This is a genomic window from Nocardiopsis sp. CNS-639 (assembly GCF_000381685.1).
GTDB classification, from domain to species: Bacteria; Actinomycetota; Actinomycetes; order Streptosporangiales; family Streptosporangiaceae; genus Nocardiopsis; species Nocardiopsis dassonvillei.
Map to the genome: position 1 here is coordinate 373,919 of NZ_KB906856.1, position 15,569 is coordinate 389,487.

Genomic DNA, 15,569 nt, shown 5'->3' on the forward strand with positions numbered 1-15,569 from the left:
CACCCGCCGGTCCCCTGACCCAGGGCCGGCGGGCCCAGCAGAAAGGCCCGAACATGCTCGTCGCCCGCTTCTACGCCCCCGGTGACATCCGACTGGAGCAGGCCCCCGAGCCGACCGCCGGACCCGGACAGCTCAAGATCGCCGTCGTCAACTGCTCCACGTGCGGTACCGACGTGAAGATCTCCCGGCACGGACACCACCACATCCGTCCGCCCCGCGTGATCGGCCACGAGATCGCCGGGCGGATCGTCGAGGTGGGCGAGGGCGTCACCGGCTGGGCCGAGGGCGACCGCGTCCAGGTCATCGCCGCCATCCCCTGCGGCACCTGCGTGGAGTGCTCCGACGGCCGGTTCACCGTGTGCTCGCGCCAGGAGTCCATGGGTTACCACTACGACGGCGGTTTCGCCGAGTACATGATCATCCCCGAGTCGGTCCTGGCCGTGGACGGGGTCAACCGCGTCCCCGACAACATCGACCTGGCCGAGGCCTCCGTCGCCGAGCCGCTGGCGTGCGTGCTCAACGGCCAGGAGATCGCCGGTGTCGGCGAGGGCGACACGGTCGTGGTCATGGGCGCCGGGCCGATCGGCTGCCTGCACGTCCGGCTGGCCCGTGCGCGCGGCGCCGCGAAGGTCTACCTGGTGGACCTCAACCGGGGCCGCCTGGACATGTCCGCCGACATCGTCCAGCCCGACGCGTCGATCTGCGGCGCCGAGACCGACGCCGTGGAGGAGGTGCTCCGCCTGACCGACGGCCGGGGCGCCGACGTCGTCATCACCGCCGCCGCCTCCGGGCGCGCCCAGGAGGACGCGCTGCGCATGGTCTCGCGCAGCGGCCGGATCAGCTTCTTCGGCGGCCTGCCCAAGGACGCGCCGATCATCCAGCTGGACTCCAACGCCGTGCACTACCGGGAGATCTCGATCTTCGGCGCCAACGGCTCCAGCCCCGAGCACAACCGCCGCGCCCTGGAGCTGATCTCCTCCGGCGCCGTGCCGGTGGCGGACCTGATCACCGAGCGGATGTCCCTTTCCGACGTGCACAAGGCCATCGAGACGGTGGCCTCGGGCACCGCGATCAAGGTGACCATCCAGCCGTAGCGCGCGTGCGCGAAGGCGGTACCGCCGCCGCCCCGGTGCGGCGGCGGTACCCGCCCGCCCGGGGGCGGCGGCGTTCCCACGACGTGCGGGCGCGGTCGCGCCCCCGTCCTCCCGGGTTGTCCACAGGGGCTTCCGCCGCCCGCCTCCCTGAGGTTTCCTGGACACACAAGACTCCTGCCGGACACGCGATCCGCCCGTCATCTCCACCGCCCCGCACAGCCGACCTCCCGCCGCGACCCGCGGTACGCGCACCGTCGGCACGGCGGCGCCCGCGCTCCCCGCGCCCGGGGAGGGGCGCTCCGGCGGGGCACCGACCCTGACGGGCCCCGTCCACACCACCCCGGCCCTTTCCGACGTACGGAGCGACCATGGCGAAGACCGAACCCCTCCCCGCCGCAGCCGGTGCCACCCGGCTGACGGGTATCCCCGCCAGCCCGGGGGCCGCAGTCGGCCCGGTGGCGCGGATGGCCCCGCCGCCGTCCCTGCCCGACCAGCGGCCCACCGTCGTGGACCCGGGGGAGGAGGCCACCCGGGCGCGGCAGGCACTGGAACAGGTGGCCGAACTGCTCGAAAGCCAGGCCGCCGACCTCCAGGGCGACGCGGCGGCCGTGCTGAGCGCCCAGGCGCTCATGGCCCGCGACCCCGAGCTCGCGCGCCGCGCCGCGGAGCGCACCGAGGCCGGGGACCCCGCGGCCTGGGCCGTCCACGCGGCCTGCGGCGCCTACCAGGAGCTGCTCCAGGCGGCGGGCGGCTACCTCGCCGAACGCGCCGCCGACCTCGCCGACATCCGGGACCGGGCGACCGCCGTGCTCCTGGGGCTGCCGATGCCCGGGCTGCCCGACCCCGGCGTTCCGCACGTGCTGGTCGCCGACGACCTCGCGCCCGCCGACACCGTGCAGCTCGACGTCGAGCGCGTGCTCGCCATCGTCACGCGTTACGGCGGACCCACCAGCCACACGGTCATCCTGGCCCGGTCGCTCGGCATCCCGGCCGTGGTCGGCTGCGCGGGGGCCGCCGAACTGCTCGACGCGACGCCGGTGGCGGTGGACGGCGACGCCGGAACGGTCGAGGTCGAGCCCGACGAGGAGCTCGCCGAGCGGATGCGCGAGCGCACCGAGCGGCGGCGCGCCCTGCTGGCCGAGGCCACCGGTCCGGGCCGGACCGCCGACGACGTCCCGGTCTCGCTGCTGCTCAACGTCGGCGAGGGCGACCCGCAGAAGGCCGGGGCCCACGACAGCGAGGGCGTGGGGCTGCTGCGCACCGAGTTCCTCTTCCTGGAGCGCTCGGACCCGCCCACCGTCGAGGAGCAGACCGCCTCCTACACGGCCCTGTTCCAGGCGTTCGCCGGGCGCACGGTCACCGTGCGGACCCTGGACGCCGGATCGGACAAGCCCCTGGCCTTCGCGTCCACCGGCCACGAGGACAACCCCGCGCTCGGCGTACGGGGTTTCCGCACCTCGCGGGTGCACCCCCACCTGATCACCGACCAGCTCCAGGCCATCGCCGCCGCCACCCGGGAGACCTCCGCCAAGGTCCGGGTCATGGCGCCGATGGTGTCCACGCCCGACGAGGCGGAGGAGTTCGTCTCCCTCGCCCGCGAGGCCGGGCTCGACCAGGTCGGCGTGATGATCGAGGTGCCCGGCGCGGCGCTGCTCGCCGACCGGCTGCTGTCCCGGGTGGACTTCGTGTCGATCGGCACCAACGACCTGGCGCAGTACACCATGGCCACAGACCGGACCCTCGGCGCGCTGCCCGACCTGCTCGACCCCTGGCAGCCCGCGCTGCTCCAGCTGGTGGGCACCGTGGGCGGCGCCGGGGAGCGCTCGGGACGCCCGGTGGGCGTGTGCGGCGAGGCCGCCGCCGACCCGCTGCTGGCCCTGGTGCTGGTGGGCCTGGGCGCGACCAGCCTGTCGATGTCCGCGCCCGCGCTGCCCGCGGTGCGCCACGCGCTGGCCCTGCACACCCACAGCGACTGCCGCAGACTGGCCGACCTGGCGGTCGCGGCCTCCAGCGCCGAACAGGCGCGCGAGGCGGTCAGGGCCGCCGCCCACCCGGAGGCGGTCGACCGCTGACGCCCACCCGGGCACGCCGTGCGCCCTCCCCCCGCACCTTGGACACGGGAGGGCGCGCGGCCCCGGGGCCTCAGGAGTCCGCGCGCTCGGGGGCCGGCGCGCGTCCAGTACGCGGGGACGACACGGGGCGTCGGGCCCTCAGGCCCCCTGTGTGCCGATCCGGACGAACTCGTCCTGGCTGATGAGCAGGTCGTGGTCGGTGTCGACGTCGAGGGCGAAGGCGTGCAGCGCGCTCATGCGGTCGAGTCCCAGATCCCGCTCGGCGTACACCAGCCACTCGTGGATGTTGATGGAGCCGTCCTGGTCCGTGTCGAGCCGGGTGAACAGGTCGCGTGCTTCCTGCTCGGTCGTGGTGCTGGGCAGAAACTTCTCGGGCATGGTGGTGTGCTCTTCTTCGTTCGTGGGATCGGCCGGGATGTGACCGTCGGCGGTACGTGTGCCCATCGTCCCACCGGAAGGGGCCGCTCCGCCGCCTGAGTTCCCGGATGCCGTCTCCGCGGTGGCGCGCACCTGCTTCTCCGGTCCGCCGGGCCGCCCGCGCCCCGCTGGTCCGCGCCCCGGCGGATGAGGAAGCCGCTGCTGCTGAGCCGCCTCCGAACCGCCTCGGGCGCGAGCGTCAGGAGGACTGGCGCTGCGCGCGCCACTCCGGCGCGAGCACCGACCAGACCTCCATGTCGTGGCGCTCGCCCCGGTAGACGTAGCTCTCCCGCAGCACGCCGTCCCGCGTCATCCCGAGCCGCCGGGCCACGGCGATGCTGGCCTCGTTCGCTGACGAGGCGTGCCACTCCACCCGGTGGACGCCCCGCTCCTCGACGGCCCAGTCGATGATCCGCCGCGCGGCCCTGGTCACCAGCCCTCGTCCCACGGCTGACGGTTCCAGCCAGCAGCCCGCCTCGGCGGTGCCGTGCTTGAGGTCCATCGTGCGGAAGAGGACGCCGCCGAGCAGCTTGTCGCCCGACCAGATGCCGTAGATCCCTCCGGTGTCGGTGGCGGCCTTCTCCGCGTACGAGCGCAGGTAGGACCGGCTCGACTCCAGGTCCACGATGACGTCCGGGAGCGCGATGTAGCGTCCGATGAACTCGCGCCCCCGGTCGATGTTGGCCAGGAACTCCTGGGCGTGCCGGGGTTCGAGCGGGCGCAGTTCCGCGCCGTCCGCATCCAGGGGCAACGCGAACATCGCCGACCTCCATAACCGATCCGTACACATGGTGGACGGGATCATCCCATGGCGGTGTCGTCGGACTCCGCCTCGGGTCGCGGTCGGCGGCCTGCCGGCCGCAACCGCCTTCCGACACGGCAGCGCCTTGCGGCACGACCGGTTCTCCGGCGGGTGGGTCCGACGGACTCCGGGACCCGGTGCGTCCTGTACGGCTGGAGCTCCCCGTGTGAAGCAAGGGAGGGTCCGCGGGGTCGGGCAGCCGCTCAGCCGCGCGGGTCCTCCCAGTGGCCGCCGACCACCTCGGGCACCAGGTCGAACCGGTCGAGGAACGCCTGGACCAGATTCTCCACGTCGCTGGAGCCGGACGCGCACCACGCCTGGTGGCCGCTGTTGAGCACGGACAGGAACACCGAGGCCAGGACTCCCGGGCGGGGGTCGGTGACCGGATCCACGCCGGTGCGCTCGCCCAGCGCCCGGGCCAGCCGCTCCTGCCTGCGGTGGCAGTAGCGCATGTTGACCTCGATCAGCTCGGGGCTCTCGGACACCAGTCCCATGGCGCTGCCCCGGAGGTGGAGCATCTCGCGTTCGAGGTAGGCCCAGTGGTCGAGCATCGCGTTGCGCAGCGCGGTGAACGGCGACTCCTCGGCGGGGCGGGCCAGTAGGGCCGCGAACAGCTGCTCGTCGAGGTCCTCGACCGCCTCCAGGACCACGTCCTCCTTGGAGCCGAAGTAGCGGAAGAACGTGCGCTGGGAGACCCCGACGCAGGAGGCGATCTCCTCTGTCGTCGTCCGCTGGTAACCGTTCTCGTGGAACAGGCGCAGCGCCGACTCCATGAGGGACTCGCGCATCCGGGCCTTCTTGCGCTCGCGCAGCCCGAGCTGCTCCTCCGGTTCGGCGCTCGTCGTGCTCATGGACGTGCCTCCCGCGTGTTGGCTCTGCCCGCTGATTCCGGCTCTGTCGACCGAGGATACCGTGTGAAACAGATTACGTCAGTGGCTGACAAAACGCACTTGCTGCAAAGAGTCAGCGGCAGACATAATCATGCGGACGACGACATCGGCACCGGCACGCAGGGGGAACCATGACCGCACAGACCGTCCCGAAGGCTGCTCCGGAGACGGATACGGAGCGGAAGCAGCGCTGGACGGAGAGCCCCTGGGCGACCCTGGTCGCCATCGCCTTCGGCGTGATGATGGTGGCGCTGGACGGCACCATCGTGGCCGTCGCCAACCCCGCGATCGGCACGAGCCTGGGCGCCTCGCTGGCCGAACTCCAGTGGGTGACCCACGGTTACCTGCTCGGCCTGGCGGTCTTCCTGATCACGGCGGGCAAGATCGGCGACCGCTTCGGCTACCGCAACACCTACCTCGTGGGCGCGGTCGGCTTCGTGCTCAGCTCGGTGGCGATCGCGCTGTCGGCCGGTGTCATCATGCTCGTCGCCTTCCGGGTGCTGCAAGGGATTTTCGGCGCGCTGCTCCTGCCCTCGGCGATGGGCCTGCTGCGCGCCAGCTTCCCGCCCAGCAAGCTCGGCCGGGCCTTCGGCGTCTTCGGCAGCCTCATCGGCGCCGCCACGGCGGGCGGCCCCATCCTGGGCGGCGTACTGGTCGGCTCCTTCGGCTGGGAGTCCGTCTTCTACATCAACGTCCCGGTGGGCGCGGTCGCCCTCGGACTCGGCCTGTGGCTGCTGGCCGCCAACAAGCCGACCGACGCCGGAAGCCGGATGGACGTGCCCGGCATCGTGCTGCTGAGCATCGCCATCTTCGCCCTGGTGTGGGCCCTGGTGGAGGCGCCCAGCGTGGGCTGGGGCCACCCCGTCACACTGGGTTCGCTCGCCGTCACGGCGGTCTTCGCCGTGGCCTTCCTGGTGTGGGAGCGGCGTCCGGAACAGCCCCTGCTCCCGCTCGCCCTGTTCGCCAACCCCTCGGTCTCCATCGGCGCCGTCCTGACGGTCGCGATGGCGCTGAGCCTGATGGGGTCGCTGTTCTTCATCACCTTCTACCTCCAGGGCGTGCGGGGCATGAGCCCCGCCCAGACCGGCCTCCAGCTCATCTCCATGACCGCGCTGATGGCGGTCACCTCGCCGATCGCGGGCCGGGTCCTGGACCGGGTCGGCGCCCGGCCGCCCACGACGGTGGGTCTGCTGCTGGCGTCGGCGGGCATGTTCATGCTGTCGCTGCTGCGGACCGACACGGGAGTGCTCTACATCTCGGCCGCGTTCGTCCTGCTCGGCATGGGCCTGAGCCTGATCATGACCGGTGCCACGGCGGCCATCATCGGCAACGCGCCCGTGCGCTACGCCGGTGTGGCCTCGGCGGTGCAGCAGGCCGCCATGCAGCTGGGCGGCTCGCTCGGCACGGCGGTCCTGGGCGCGGTCATGTCCGCGACCATCGTCGCCACCCTGCCCGGTCACTTCGCCGCCGCGGGGCTGGCCGAACCCGCCGCCGAGGAGTTGGCGGGCATGCAGAGCGTCGTGGCGCAGGGCGGCGCGGTGCTGCCCGAGGGCGCGACCCCGGAGGTCGTGGCGGCCGTGACCGGGGCCAGCAACCTGGCGTTCATGGAAGGGCTGCAACTCGCCTTCACTATCGCGGCGGCGGTGATGCTGGTCGCCGCGGTGCTGTCGCTGTTCATGCGCTCGGGCAGGATGACCGACGGCCCGGCCGTCCACATCTAGCCGGGAGCGGGGTCCGGTCCTGCGCGCGGAATCGCCGGGCCGGACCGGGCCGTACCTGTGGAGACGCTGGATCGGGTCTGCGCAGACGCCGAACCTGGCACTGGGCCCGCCGGGGCGCCTCCTCGGGCCCCGGGCGCGTCGATGCAGCACGGGTTCGCGGGCACGCCGGCGGCTCTCCGGGCTCTGGGCACGCCCATGCCACTGGAGGCCGTGGGCCCCTGTATCCAGGAAACCGCGAAAGGCGAGGCGGCACTACCCTCTGTGAACAAGGGTGGGGCCGCCTCCGACGTGCGCGTTCCCGGGCGGCAGACTTCGCGGAGCGGCGGTCTGCGCCGACTTGCCATTCGTACGACCCGACAGGGGGCTTCTCTTGAGCGACCGCACCGGCCGGCACCGGGCCTATCTGGACGAACTGTTCGGACTCACCGGCCGCCGTGCCCTCGTGACGGGAGGGAACTCGGGCATCGGCCGCGGCGTCGCCGAGGCCCTCGGCCGCGCCGGGGCGAGCGTGCACCTGGTGGCCCGCGACGCCGGACGCCTGGCCCAGACGGCGGAGGAGTTCGCCGCCCGGGGCATCGAGGTCGGCACCAGCCCGGTCGACCTGGCCGACCGCGACGCGCTCGGTGAGCTCTGCGCGAGTGAACCGGTGACGGGGGCGGACATCCTGGTGACCTCGGCCGCGGTCAACCACCGGCCCCCGCTGGGGGAGACGTCGGAGGAGGTCTGGGAGGAGACACTGGCGGTCAACCTCACCGCGCCGTACCTGCTGGGCCAGGCGTGCGGGCCGCGGATGGCCGAGCGGGGCTGGGGCCGGATCCTCAACATCGGCTCCCAGCAGACGTGGAGCGCGTTCGGCAACTCGGGGGTGTACGGCGTCAGCAAGGCCGCCGTCGGCGGGCTCTCACGCTCCCAGGCCGAGGCGTGGTCGCCCCACGGCGTCACCGCCAACACCATCATTCCCGGTTTCGTGGTCACGCCGATGACGATGCACACGGTCGCGGTGCCCGGCCGCGAGGAGGAACTCGCGGCCCGCACCATGGTCGGCCGCAACGGCCTCCCCCGCGACTTCGCCGGTCTGGCGGTCTTCCTCGCCTCGGACGCCTCCGCCTTCGTCACCGGGCAGACGCTGGCCGCCGACGGCGGGCTCAGCGTGCACTGACCCGTGGCGCGGGAGTATCCGGGAAACCGCGAAGGAAGAGGCGGCCCCACCCCTGCGGACAAGGGTGGGGCCGCCTCCGCTGTGCACGGTGCCGCCGACCGCGACCGGCCGACCTGGCTGTCCGAAACCCCTCCGGGCCCGGACCGGTGGCTCAGGTCGTGTAGTCGGCGTTGATCCGGATGTACCCCTCGGTCAGGTCGCACCCGTAGACCGTGAAGGCGCCGTCGGCGATGCCCAGGCCGACGCCGATCACCACCTCGTCGCCCTTCATGTGCTGGGCGGCGCGCTCCAGCACCTCGTCCGTGGCCTCCGCCGGGTAGGTCTCCACGTCACCGAAGGAGATCCGCACGTTGTCGGGGAGGATGTCGGTCTCCTCCTCGCACTTGCCGACCGCCATCGTCACCCGGCCCCAGTTGGGGTCCGCGCCGTGCACGGCGGTCTTCACCAGCGGGGAGTTCACCACGGCCTTGGCCACCCGCTTGGCCTGGGCGTCGTCGCGCGCGCCGGTCACGCGCACCTCGATCAGCTTGCTGGCGCCCTCGCCGTCGGAGGCGATCATCCGCACCAGCTTCAGGGCCACCTCATGCAGCGCCGCCTCGAACTCCGCCACGTCCACCGGCCCGGCCAGCCCGTTGGCGAACACCGCCGCCGAGTCGCTGGTGGAGGTGTCGGTGTCGATGCTCAACGCGTTGAACGTGCGGTCCACCACCCGACGGAACACCTCGTCCAGCACCGGCTGCTCCAGCTCGGCGTCGGTGAAGAACCAGGCCAGCATGGTCGCCATGTTCGGCTCGATCATGCCGACTCCCTTGGCGATGCCCGTCAGCGTCGCCCCGCCCACCGTCGCCGAGGCGGTCTTGGGCCGGGTGTCGGTGGTCATCATCGCCGCGGCCGAGCGGTCCAGGTCCGCCGGGGGGAACTCCTCGGGCAGCGCGTCCAGGTAGGCGCGCACCTTCTCGATCGGGTACGGGCGGCCGATCACGCCGGTGGAGGCGACCAGCACCTCCTCGGGCGGCACCCCCGCGGCCCGCGCCACGCGCTCCTGGAGTTCGTGGGCGTGGCTGTCGCCGACCCTGCCCGTGGCCACGTTGGCGTTGCGGGCGATCACCGCGACCCCCCGCGCGCTGCCGTCGGCCGCCGAGCGGCGGCTGAGCAGCACGCTGGGTCCGGCGAACCGCGACCGGGTGAACACGGCGGACACGCGGGCGGGGACCTCCGACACCACCGCGAAGAAGTCGTCGTTGGGGTCCTTGATCCCGATGTTTCCGGCCACGCCGCGGAAACCTGCGGGCACGGGGGTCTGGCTGCTCATCGTCCTCCTCGGGGCTTCTCCGGCGCCAGACTACTCCGCCGTGCGCCGCGACCCTCATTACGGCTGCGACCTGCGGGGGTTTCGTCCTGTGCACCTCCGGAACCCGTGTGACAACAACCTGATAACGGGGTATCGCCGGAAGACGAGACCACCCGGGGGGAGGCGTGTTGTGCGTGATGGTGACTGGCTCACGGAGACAGGGGCGCGGATTCGGGGCGTTCTGAAGGTGATGGTGGACGCCGGGTGGCTGCCCGGCGGGGCCGCCGTGATCGGCACCGGCGGCATGTGGGAGTTCGTCGCCGTCGGCCGCATCGACGGCGAGCACGACACCGCCCCGGACGTGGCCTACGACGTCGCCAGCCTGACGAAGGTCATGGCGACCTGGCCGCTGGTCGGCCAGGCGGTCGCCGAGGGGATCATGGACCTGGACGCCCCGATGTCGGAGTACCTGGACGTGGGCCACCTGCCCGGTGCGGAGGTCACCACACGGCAGATCCTCACCCACACCGGCCGCCTCAACCCGGTGACCTGGCTGGAGAGATACGTGGGCACCGACCAGGACCTCGCGGAGGCCATCCTCGCCGACCCGTTGGAGGAACCCGGTTACGCCTACGTCGACCGCGGGTTCATCCTGCTCGGCATGCTCCTGGAACGCCTCTACGGCACGGGCCTGGACCGGCTGTCCCGCGATCTGTGGGAGCAGATGGGCATGCGCTCCACCGCATTCGGCCCCCTGCCGCGTTCGCCCGGTGTGGCGCCCACCGAACGCCGCATCCCCGGAGCCGCCCCCACCTGGGGGGTGGTGCACGACGAGGCGGCCGCGCTGATGGGAGGCGTGGCGGGGCACGCCGGGGTGTTCAGCACCGCCATCGACCTCGGCGCGTTCACCCGGGAGATCCTGCGGATGCACGACGGGGGCCAGGGACCGGTGCCGTCCTCCTACGTGCGCGCGAGCTGGCAGCCGCACGTGGACGCGGGGGCGAGGCTGTGGCGCGGCCTGGGCTGGCTGGTCACCCCGGAGGGGGTGGTCTACCACAACGGTTTCACCGGGACGAGCCTGTTCATGCACCCGCAGAGCGGCCGGTACGTGGGCGTGCTCACCAACGCCGTGCACTACGGGCGCGACCGGACCGGGCTGGTGGACCTGCGGTCGGCCGCGCGGTCGGCGCTCACGCCGCAGGCGCACGAGTCCTCGTCCTGAGACGGGCGGCGACGGCGCACGCGGGCGTTGGGAGCGCACCCACGCGGCGGACCGGGGCCGGGGCGGCTGCGTCGGCAGGGAAACCCCACACACCGCACCGCCCGCGTTTTCGGTCAACGCGTGCGCGCGTCACGTCCCGGCGGGCTCCCGCCCGAAGGCGTCACGTCCCGGGGACGTCACGCCCCCGAGGCGTCGCGGATCGCCCCGGCGAGCGAGCCCAGGAGGTCGGCCAGCCCCGCGGGGCCCGGGACGACCAGGTCGGCGGCCTCGGCCACGGCGGTGACCTCGTCCGAGGAGGAGCACACGTTCAGGCCCTCGACGCCCTGGGACCGCAGGCCCACCACGGCGTCGAACGCGGGCAGGTCGCCGAGGTCGTCACCGGCGTAGAGCACCGCGCGCGGGCCCGTCTCGGCGACGAGCGCGGTGAGCGCCGCGCCCTTGTCCACACCCTGTGGACGGAGCTCGACCACCATCCGGCCAGGTTCCACCTGCAGGTCCGACCGCCGCGCCAGTTCGCTCAGGGAGGGCGTGAGCAGGGCGAGCGCGCCGTCCGGGTCGGCGGTGCGCCGGGTGTGCACCGCCAGCGAGCGCCCCTTGTCCTCGATCCAGGTGCCCTCCGGGGCGCCCAGGTCGTCGAGCAGGCCGGGCAACTCCTCGCGCACCACCGCCACGCCGGGCGGTGCGGGCGCCGCGGCCACACGCCCGCCCTCCCAGCGTTCGGCGCCGTAGTGGCCCAGCACGGTGATGCCGGGCACCCGGTCCAGGCCGCCCAGCCGCACCGCCGTCTCGGCGGGGCGGCCGGTGACCACGGCGACCGAGCCCAGGAGCCCGGCCAGGTCGGCGAGCACGTCCACGATCCCCGGGTAGGGGGTGGACGTGCGCGGGTCGGCGACGATGGGCGCGAGCGTGCCGTCGAAGTCGAAGGCGGCCAGCGCCCGCTCGGGTGCGGAGAGGAAGGCGTCGAGCGCGGTGCGTCCGGCGTCCGTGCTGGGTTGGGGCAGGGACATGGAGGGCCTTTCCGGTGGGGTCGCTGATGCGGGCCGGGCGGGACCGCCAGACTACCGACGCGTCCCCGCGCCGACGGGACTCCACCACGTGTGTGACGGTTGTTTCAACGGATGTCCGTGCTGTGTCGGGCGCGCGGTCGGCCTCGTGGGACGGTGCTGCCGCTCCCCGCCGCGGGGGTGGCCCGGGCGGAGGGCGCCGACGGGACCGCGGGTGTCGTCACCGGGGCGCGTGGTGGGTAGGAAAGACCCAAAGAAGAAGAGGGATACGGGAAACGTCAGAGCTGGATGCCCAGCTGGCGTGCGTTGCGTTGACGGCGGCGGTCGGCGCGCAGCCGACGCAGCCGCTTGACGGTCATCGGGTCGAAGGCGAGGGCCTCCGGCCGTTCCACCAGCCCGTTCAGCAGCTGGTAGTAGCGGGTCGCGGAGAACCCGAACTCGTCGCGGATCGCCTGTTCCTTGGAGCCCTCGAACTTCCACCACTGGCGTTCGAAGGCGAGGATGCGCTGCTCGCGCTCGGCGAGGGCCGACTGACCGTCTTCGGTCGGACCGATATTCGGCATGGGACACCCCCTGGACGGGAAATTGGTTTGTCCGGATCGGCCCGACTCATGCTAGCGACTCGACATGCCGGATGAGGAGCCGAAACCGCAGGACTGGCACCAGGGATACAGTTACGTTCTCTACCCCTCAGGCCACTTGTACACGCCTGAATCCTGTGCACGTGACAGAATTGCCGGGGTCCGGCCAGGGCCGCGTGGAACGTCGACCGCATCGTTCGAGGGAGCCTGACGTGCTCGGGGGCAACAGCCGCAACAGGATACACACACGCCGCGCCCGTGGCGGGGCCAGCGCGGTCTTCGCGGCCGCCACCGCCGCCGTCCTCGGTCTGACCGCGGCCCCGGTCGCGGCGGACCTGATCCCCGACTACCGGCCCGAGCAGTGGGGACTCCAGGCCGTGGGAGCGCCGCAGCTGTGGGAGGAGAACCAGGGTCAGGGCGCCACGGTCGCGCTCCCGGGCGTCTCCGTCGACGAGGGGCACCCGGACCTGGTCGACAACGTCCAGCTGGACACGCGGTTCGGTGAGAACGACGGCGACGTCGAGCAGGGCAACGCCGCGGCCGGACTGGTCGCGGCCCACGGGTACGGCAGGGACGCCGACGGCGGCGTCCTGGGCGTGGCGCCCGAGGCCACCGTGCTCGTGCTGCCCACGGGGGACCAGCTCGCCGAGGCCGTGCGGTTCGCCTCCCAGGAGGGCGCACAGGTCATCCTGCTGCCCGAGCCCGCCGGACCCGGCCTCGCCGAGGCCACCCAGGAGGCCTCCTCCAACGGCGCGCTGGTCGTCGGCCCGGCGGGGGAGGACGAGGACCCCAACGTGCTCACCGTCGCGGGGACCGACCAGGACGGAGCCCTCATCCAGGACGCGCCCGGGGCCGGGATGATCGCGCTGACCGCCCCCGGGGCCGACCTGGTCACGGCGGGACCGGAACCGGGCCAGGCCGAGGTGACCGGGGCTCCCTACGCCGCCGCGATGGTCGCCGGGGCCGCCGCCCTGATGCGCGCGGAGCACCCGCAGCTGCGGCCCGACCAGGTCCGCGACGCCCTGGTGGACGGCTCCCAGCCCGGCCCCGACGGCCTGCCCGCGCTGCACCTGCCCAGCGCGGAGCAGCAGGCGTCCGGCGTCGCCCAGGACATCCCGCTCATCGACGAGGACCTGGCCGGGCGGGGCGACCAGTCGGGGCTGGTGCCCGTGTGGGCGTGGTTCGTCACCGTCGGCGCCGTGGTGGTCCTGGGCGTGCTCATCCTGGTCCTGTGGGTGCGCCGATCCACCGCCGACCCCTACGGAGTGAAGGCCGAGCGCCGAGAGCAGGACGAGGAGATCGCCGCCGAGCGCGCCGCCGAGGCCGCGCCCGCCAACCGCCGCCGCAAGGGCGGACGCCGCCGCAAGACGCGCGGCAACTGAGCCGCGGCTGAGCGACAGGAGCCGTCCGTGCCCGCCCCTCGGGGGGAGGGCGCGGACGGCTCCTGTTCCGGGCCCTCGGTTCCCCTCTCCCGCCGGGACGCCCCGGTTCCGGACGCCCTGCCACACCCCCGGTTCCGGTTCCGGACGCGCCGTAACCGGCGGGTGCACGGCACCACCGGTGTGGTACCGCTCACACCCCCTGTGTGGATGACGGGGCCGTTAAGCACTGGCGTCCGGCTCCGCCCGGCGGATAGCGTCCTCACCGCCGGGCGCCCCGCCGCGGGCGCGCCCACGACAGGGCGGAGAGCATATGACGCGCATGGCCGACGGCAGTGCTGGCGACGCCGACTACGGTGTCATCGCCCGCACCTACACCGACCACCGCCGCCCCGACCCGCGGATCGCGGCCGCCGTGCACCGCGCGCTCGGTGACGCGCGCACGGTCCTCAACATCGGTGCGGGCGCGGGCTCCTACGAACCCCTCGACCGCGAGGTCACCCCGGTGGAGCCCTCCGCCAGCATGCGGGCCAAACGCCCGGACACCCTGCCCGCGGCGCTCGACGCGGTCGCCGAGAGCCTCCCCTTCCCCGACGGGGCCTTCGACGCCGCGATGACCACGTTCAGCGTCCACCAGTGGCGCGACCTGGAGGCCGGGCTGGCCGAGGCCCGGCGGGTCACCGCGGGCCCCGTGGCCGTGCTCACCTGCGACCCGGACCTGGTGTGCGACTTCTGGCTCCACGAGTACGCGCCCGAGGTCCTGGACACCGAGGCCCGCCGCTACCCGGCGATCGCCGACCTGGCCGCGGGGCTGGGCGGCGCCACCAGCGTCGTGCCCGTCCCCGTGCCCCTGGACTGCTCCGACGGGTTCAACGAGGCCTACTACGGGCGGCCGGAGGGCCTGCTGGAGGTGGGCGCGCGCCTGTCCTGCTCGTCGTGGAGCTTCGTGGACGAGGCGGTGCACGAGCGGTTCACCGCCCACCTGTCCCGGGACCTGGCCGACGGGACCTGGGACCGCCGGTTCGGACACCTGAGGGGGGTGCCCGAGCTGGAGGGTTCGCTGGTGCTGGTGGTGTCGGTCCCCGACTAGGAACCGGGGCCGTACGGCCCCGCCCGTCGGCCGGGGCCCGGCGGGCGCGCCGTGCGCCTCCCCGACCGGAACCGGACACCGGACACGGTGCGTGGTCGCCGCACGTCACGGACCCCCGACGTTCTGTCACGCCGCGTCCGCGCGTGCATATGTAAGCAACGCCGGACGGGCTTGACGCGGACACCCGAGGGGACAAGGCTTTGGAGAATGTCACCCCTCGAAGCGTCTCCTCTGCCCTCTCGGGGCGAGCCGCGGGCCGGGATCGCGCCCGAGTTCCGCAACCTCGTCAACGGGCGCGTCCGCCTCTCCGAGTACGACCCCAAGTGGCCCTACCTGTTCCGGCGCGAGGACGGGAGGGTCCGCGCCGCCCTCGGCGACCGCGTGCTGCTCTTCGAGCACGTCGGCTCCACTGCCGTGCCCGGCCTCGCCGCCAAACCCTGCGTGGACCTGCTGCTCCTCGTCGCCGACTCCTCGGACGAGGCCGCCTACCTGCCCGACCTCGAAGCCGCCGGCTACCCCCTGGTGATCAGGGAGCCCGACTGGTACGAACACCGGGTGTTCAAGGGCACCGAGGTCAACCTCAACCTGCACGTGTTCAGCCGGGGGTGCGAGGAGGCCGAGCGCATGCGCCGCTTCCGCGACCACCTCATCGCCGACGCCGGCGCGCGCGAACGCTACACGGCGGTCAAGCGCGAGCTGGTCGGGCGGACCTGGGACCGCATCCAGGACTACGCCGACGCCAAGACCGACATCATCCGCCAGCTCCTCGCCGAGGCGGACGCCGGGAGGGGCGCCACCGGCTGACCGGTTCCCGGCCGACCGGGCCGCGGCCAGGGGCGTGTAGCGT

The 15,569-nt window shown here is 73.3% G+C and carries 14 protein-coding genes; 8 read left to right on the top strand and 6 right to left on the bottom strand.

Going from position 1 to position 15,569, the window contains the following annotated elements:
- Positions 1 to 53: 53 nt before the first annotated feature.
- Positions 54 to 1,094, top strand: a complete 1,041-nt coding sequence (locus G011_RS0107085; protein ID WP_013155220.1) for a zinc-dependent dehydrogenase — start codon at positions 54 to 56, stop codon at positions 1,092 to 1,094.
- 368 nt (positions 1,095 to 1,462) lie between these two features.
- A complete protein-coding gene (gene ptsP / locus G011_RS0107090) occupies positions 1,463 to 3,166 on the top strand; it encodes a phosphoenolpyruvate--protein phosphotransferase (protein WP_019607866.1) in 1,704 nt (567 codons plus the stop codon).
- A 138-nt stretch (positions 3,167 to 3,304) separates the two neighbouring features.
- On the opposite strand, the gene G011_RS0107095 is transcribed toward ptsP, so the two are convergent.
- From G011_RS0107095 to G011_RS0107105, 3 genes are all read right to left on the bottom strand, one after another.
- Positions 3,305 to 3,544: an EF-hand domain-containing protein gene (locus G011_RS0107095; protein ID WP_013155217.1), complete on the bottom strand. Its 240-nt coding sequence runs from the start codon at positions 3,542 to 3,544 to the stop codon at positions 3,305 to 3,307.
- 238 nt (positions 3,545 to 3,782) lie between these two features.
- Positions 3,783 to 4,343: a GNAT family N-acetyltransferase gene (locus tag G011_RS0107100; protein WP_019607868.1), complete on the bottom strand. Its 561-nt coding sequence runs from the start codon at positions 4,341 to 4,343 to the stop codon at positions 3,783 to 3,785.
- A 245-nt stretch (positions 4,344 to 4,588) separates the two neighbouring features.
- Entirely contained in the window at positions 4,589 to 5,236 is a 648-nt protein-coding gene (locus G011_RS0107105) for a TetR/AcrR family transcriptional regulator (RefSeq protein ID WP_019607869.1), read from the bottom strand.
- Between the two features lie 170 nt (positions 5,237 to 5,406).
- On the opposite strand from G011_RS0107105, the gene G011_RS0107110 reads away from it, so the two are divergent.
- Together G011_RS0107110 and G011_RS0107115 are read left to right on the top strand one after the other, a co-directional pair.
- Entirely contained in the window at positions 5,407 to 6,996 is a 1,590-nt protein-coding gene (locus tag G011_RS0107110) for an MFS transporter (RefSeq protein ID WP_019607870.1), read from the top strand.
- A 370-nt stretch (positions 6,997 to 7,366) separates the two neighbouring features.
- Complete coding sequence (locus tag G011_RS0107115; protein WP_019607871.1) at positions 7,367 to 8,155, top strand: SDR family NAD(P)-dependent oxidoreductase; 789 nt, start codon at positions 7,367 to 7,369, stop codon at positions 8,153 to 8,155.
- 151 nt (positions 8,156 to 8,306) lie between these two features.
- On the opposite strand, the gene argJ is transcribed toward G011_RS0107115, so the two are convergent.
- A complete protein-coding gene (gene argJ / locus G011_RS0107120) occupies positions 8,307 to 9,467 on the bottom strand; it encodes a bifunctional glutamate N-acetyltransferase/amino-acid acetyltransferase ArgJ (RefSeq protein WP_013155212.1) in 1,161 nt (386 codons plus the stop codon).
- Between the two features lie 169 nt (positions 9,468 to 9,636).
- Here argJ and G011_RS0107125 point away from each other — a divergent pair, with 169 nt between their 5' ends.
- Positions 9,637 to 10,668: a serine hydrolase gene (locus G011_RS0107125; RefSeq protein WP_026338101.1), complete on the top strand. Its 1,032-nt coding sequence runs from the start codon at positions 9,637 to 9,639 to the stop codon at positions 10,666 to 10,668.
- A gap of 176 nt (positions 10,669 to 10,844) precedes the next feature.
- Here the strand turns inward: G011_RS0107125 and otsB are convergent, their stop codons facing one another.
- Both otsB and G011_RS0107135 read right to left on the bottom strand, forming a co-directional pair.
- Positions 10,845 to 11,675, bottom strand: coding sequence for a trehalose-phosphatase (gene otsB / locus G011_RS0107130; protein WP_019607873.1), 831 nt, complete (start codon positions 11,673 to 11,675; stop codon positions 10,845 to 10,847).
- A gap of 275 nt (positions 11,676 to 11,950) precedes the next feature.
- Entirely contained in the window at positions 11,951 to 12,235 is a 285-nt protein-coding gene (locus G011_RS0107135; protein WP_013155209.1) for a DUF3263 domain-containing protein, read from the bottom strand.
- 230 nt (positions 12,236 to 12,465) lie between these two features.
- On the opposite strand from G011_RS0107135, the gene G011_RS0107140 reads away from it, so the two are divergent.
- The 3 genes from G011_RS0107140 to G011_RS0107150 all read left to right on the top strand — a co-directional run bounded on the left by G011_RS0107140 (position 12,466) and on the right by G011_RS0107150 (position 15,526).
- Entirely contained in the window at positions 12,466 to 13,635 is a 1,170-nt protein-coding gene (locus tag G011_RS0107140; protein WP_026338102.1) for a S8 family serine peptidase, read from the top strand.
- Between the two features lie 310 nt (positions 13,636 to 13,945).
- The gene (locus tag G011_RS0107145) at positions 13,946 to 14,722 is read left to right on the top strand and encodes a class I SAM-dependent methyltransferase (protein WP_019607874.1); all 777 of its coding nucleotides are present in this window, start codon (positions 13,946 to 13,948) and stop codon (positions 14,720 to 14,722) included.
- 207 nt (positions 14,723 to 14,929) lie between these two features.
- Positions 14,930 to 15,526, top strand: coding sequence for a GrpB family protein (locus tag G011_RS0107150; protein ID WP_019607875.1), 597 nt, complete (start codon positions 14,930 to 14,932; stop codon positions 15,524 to 15,526).
- Positions 15,527 to 15,569: the final 43 nt, after the last annotated feature.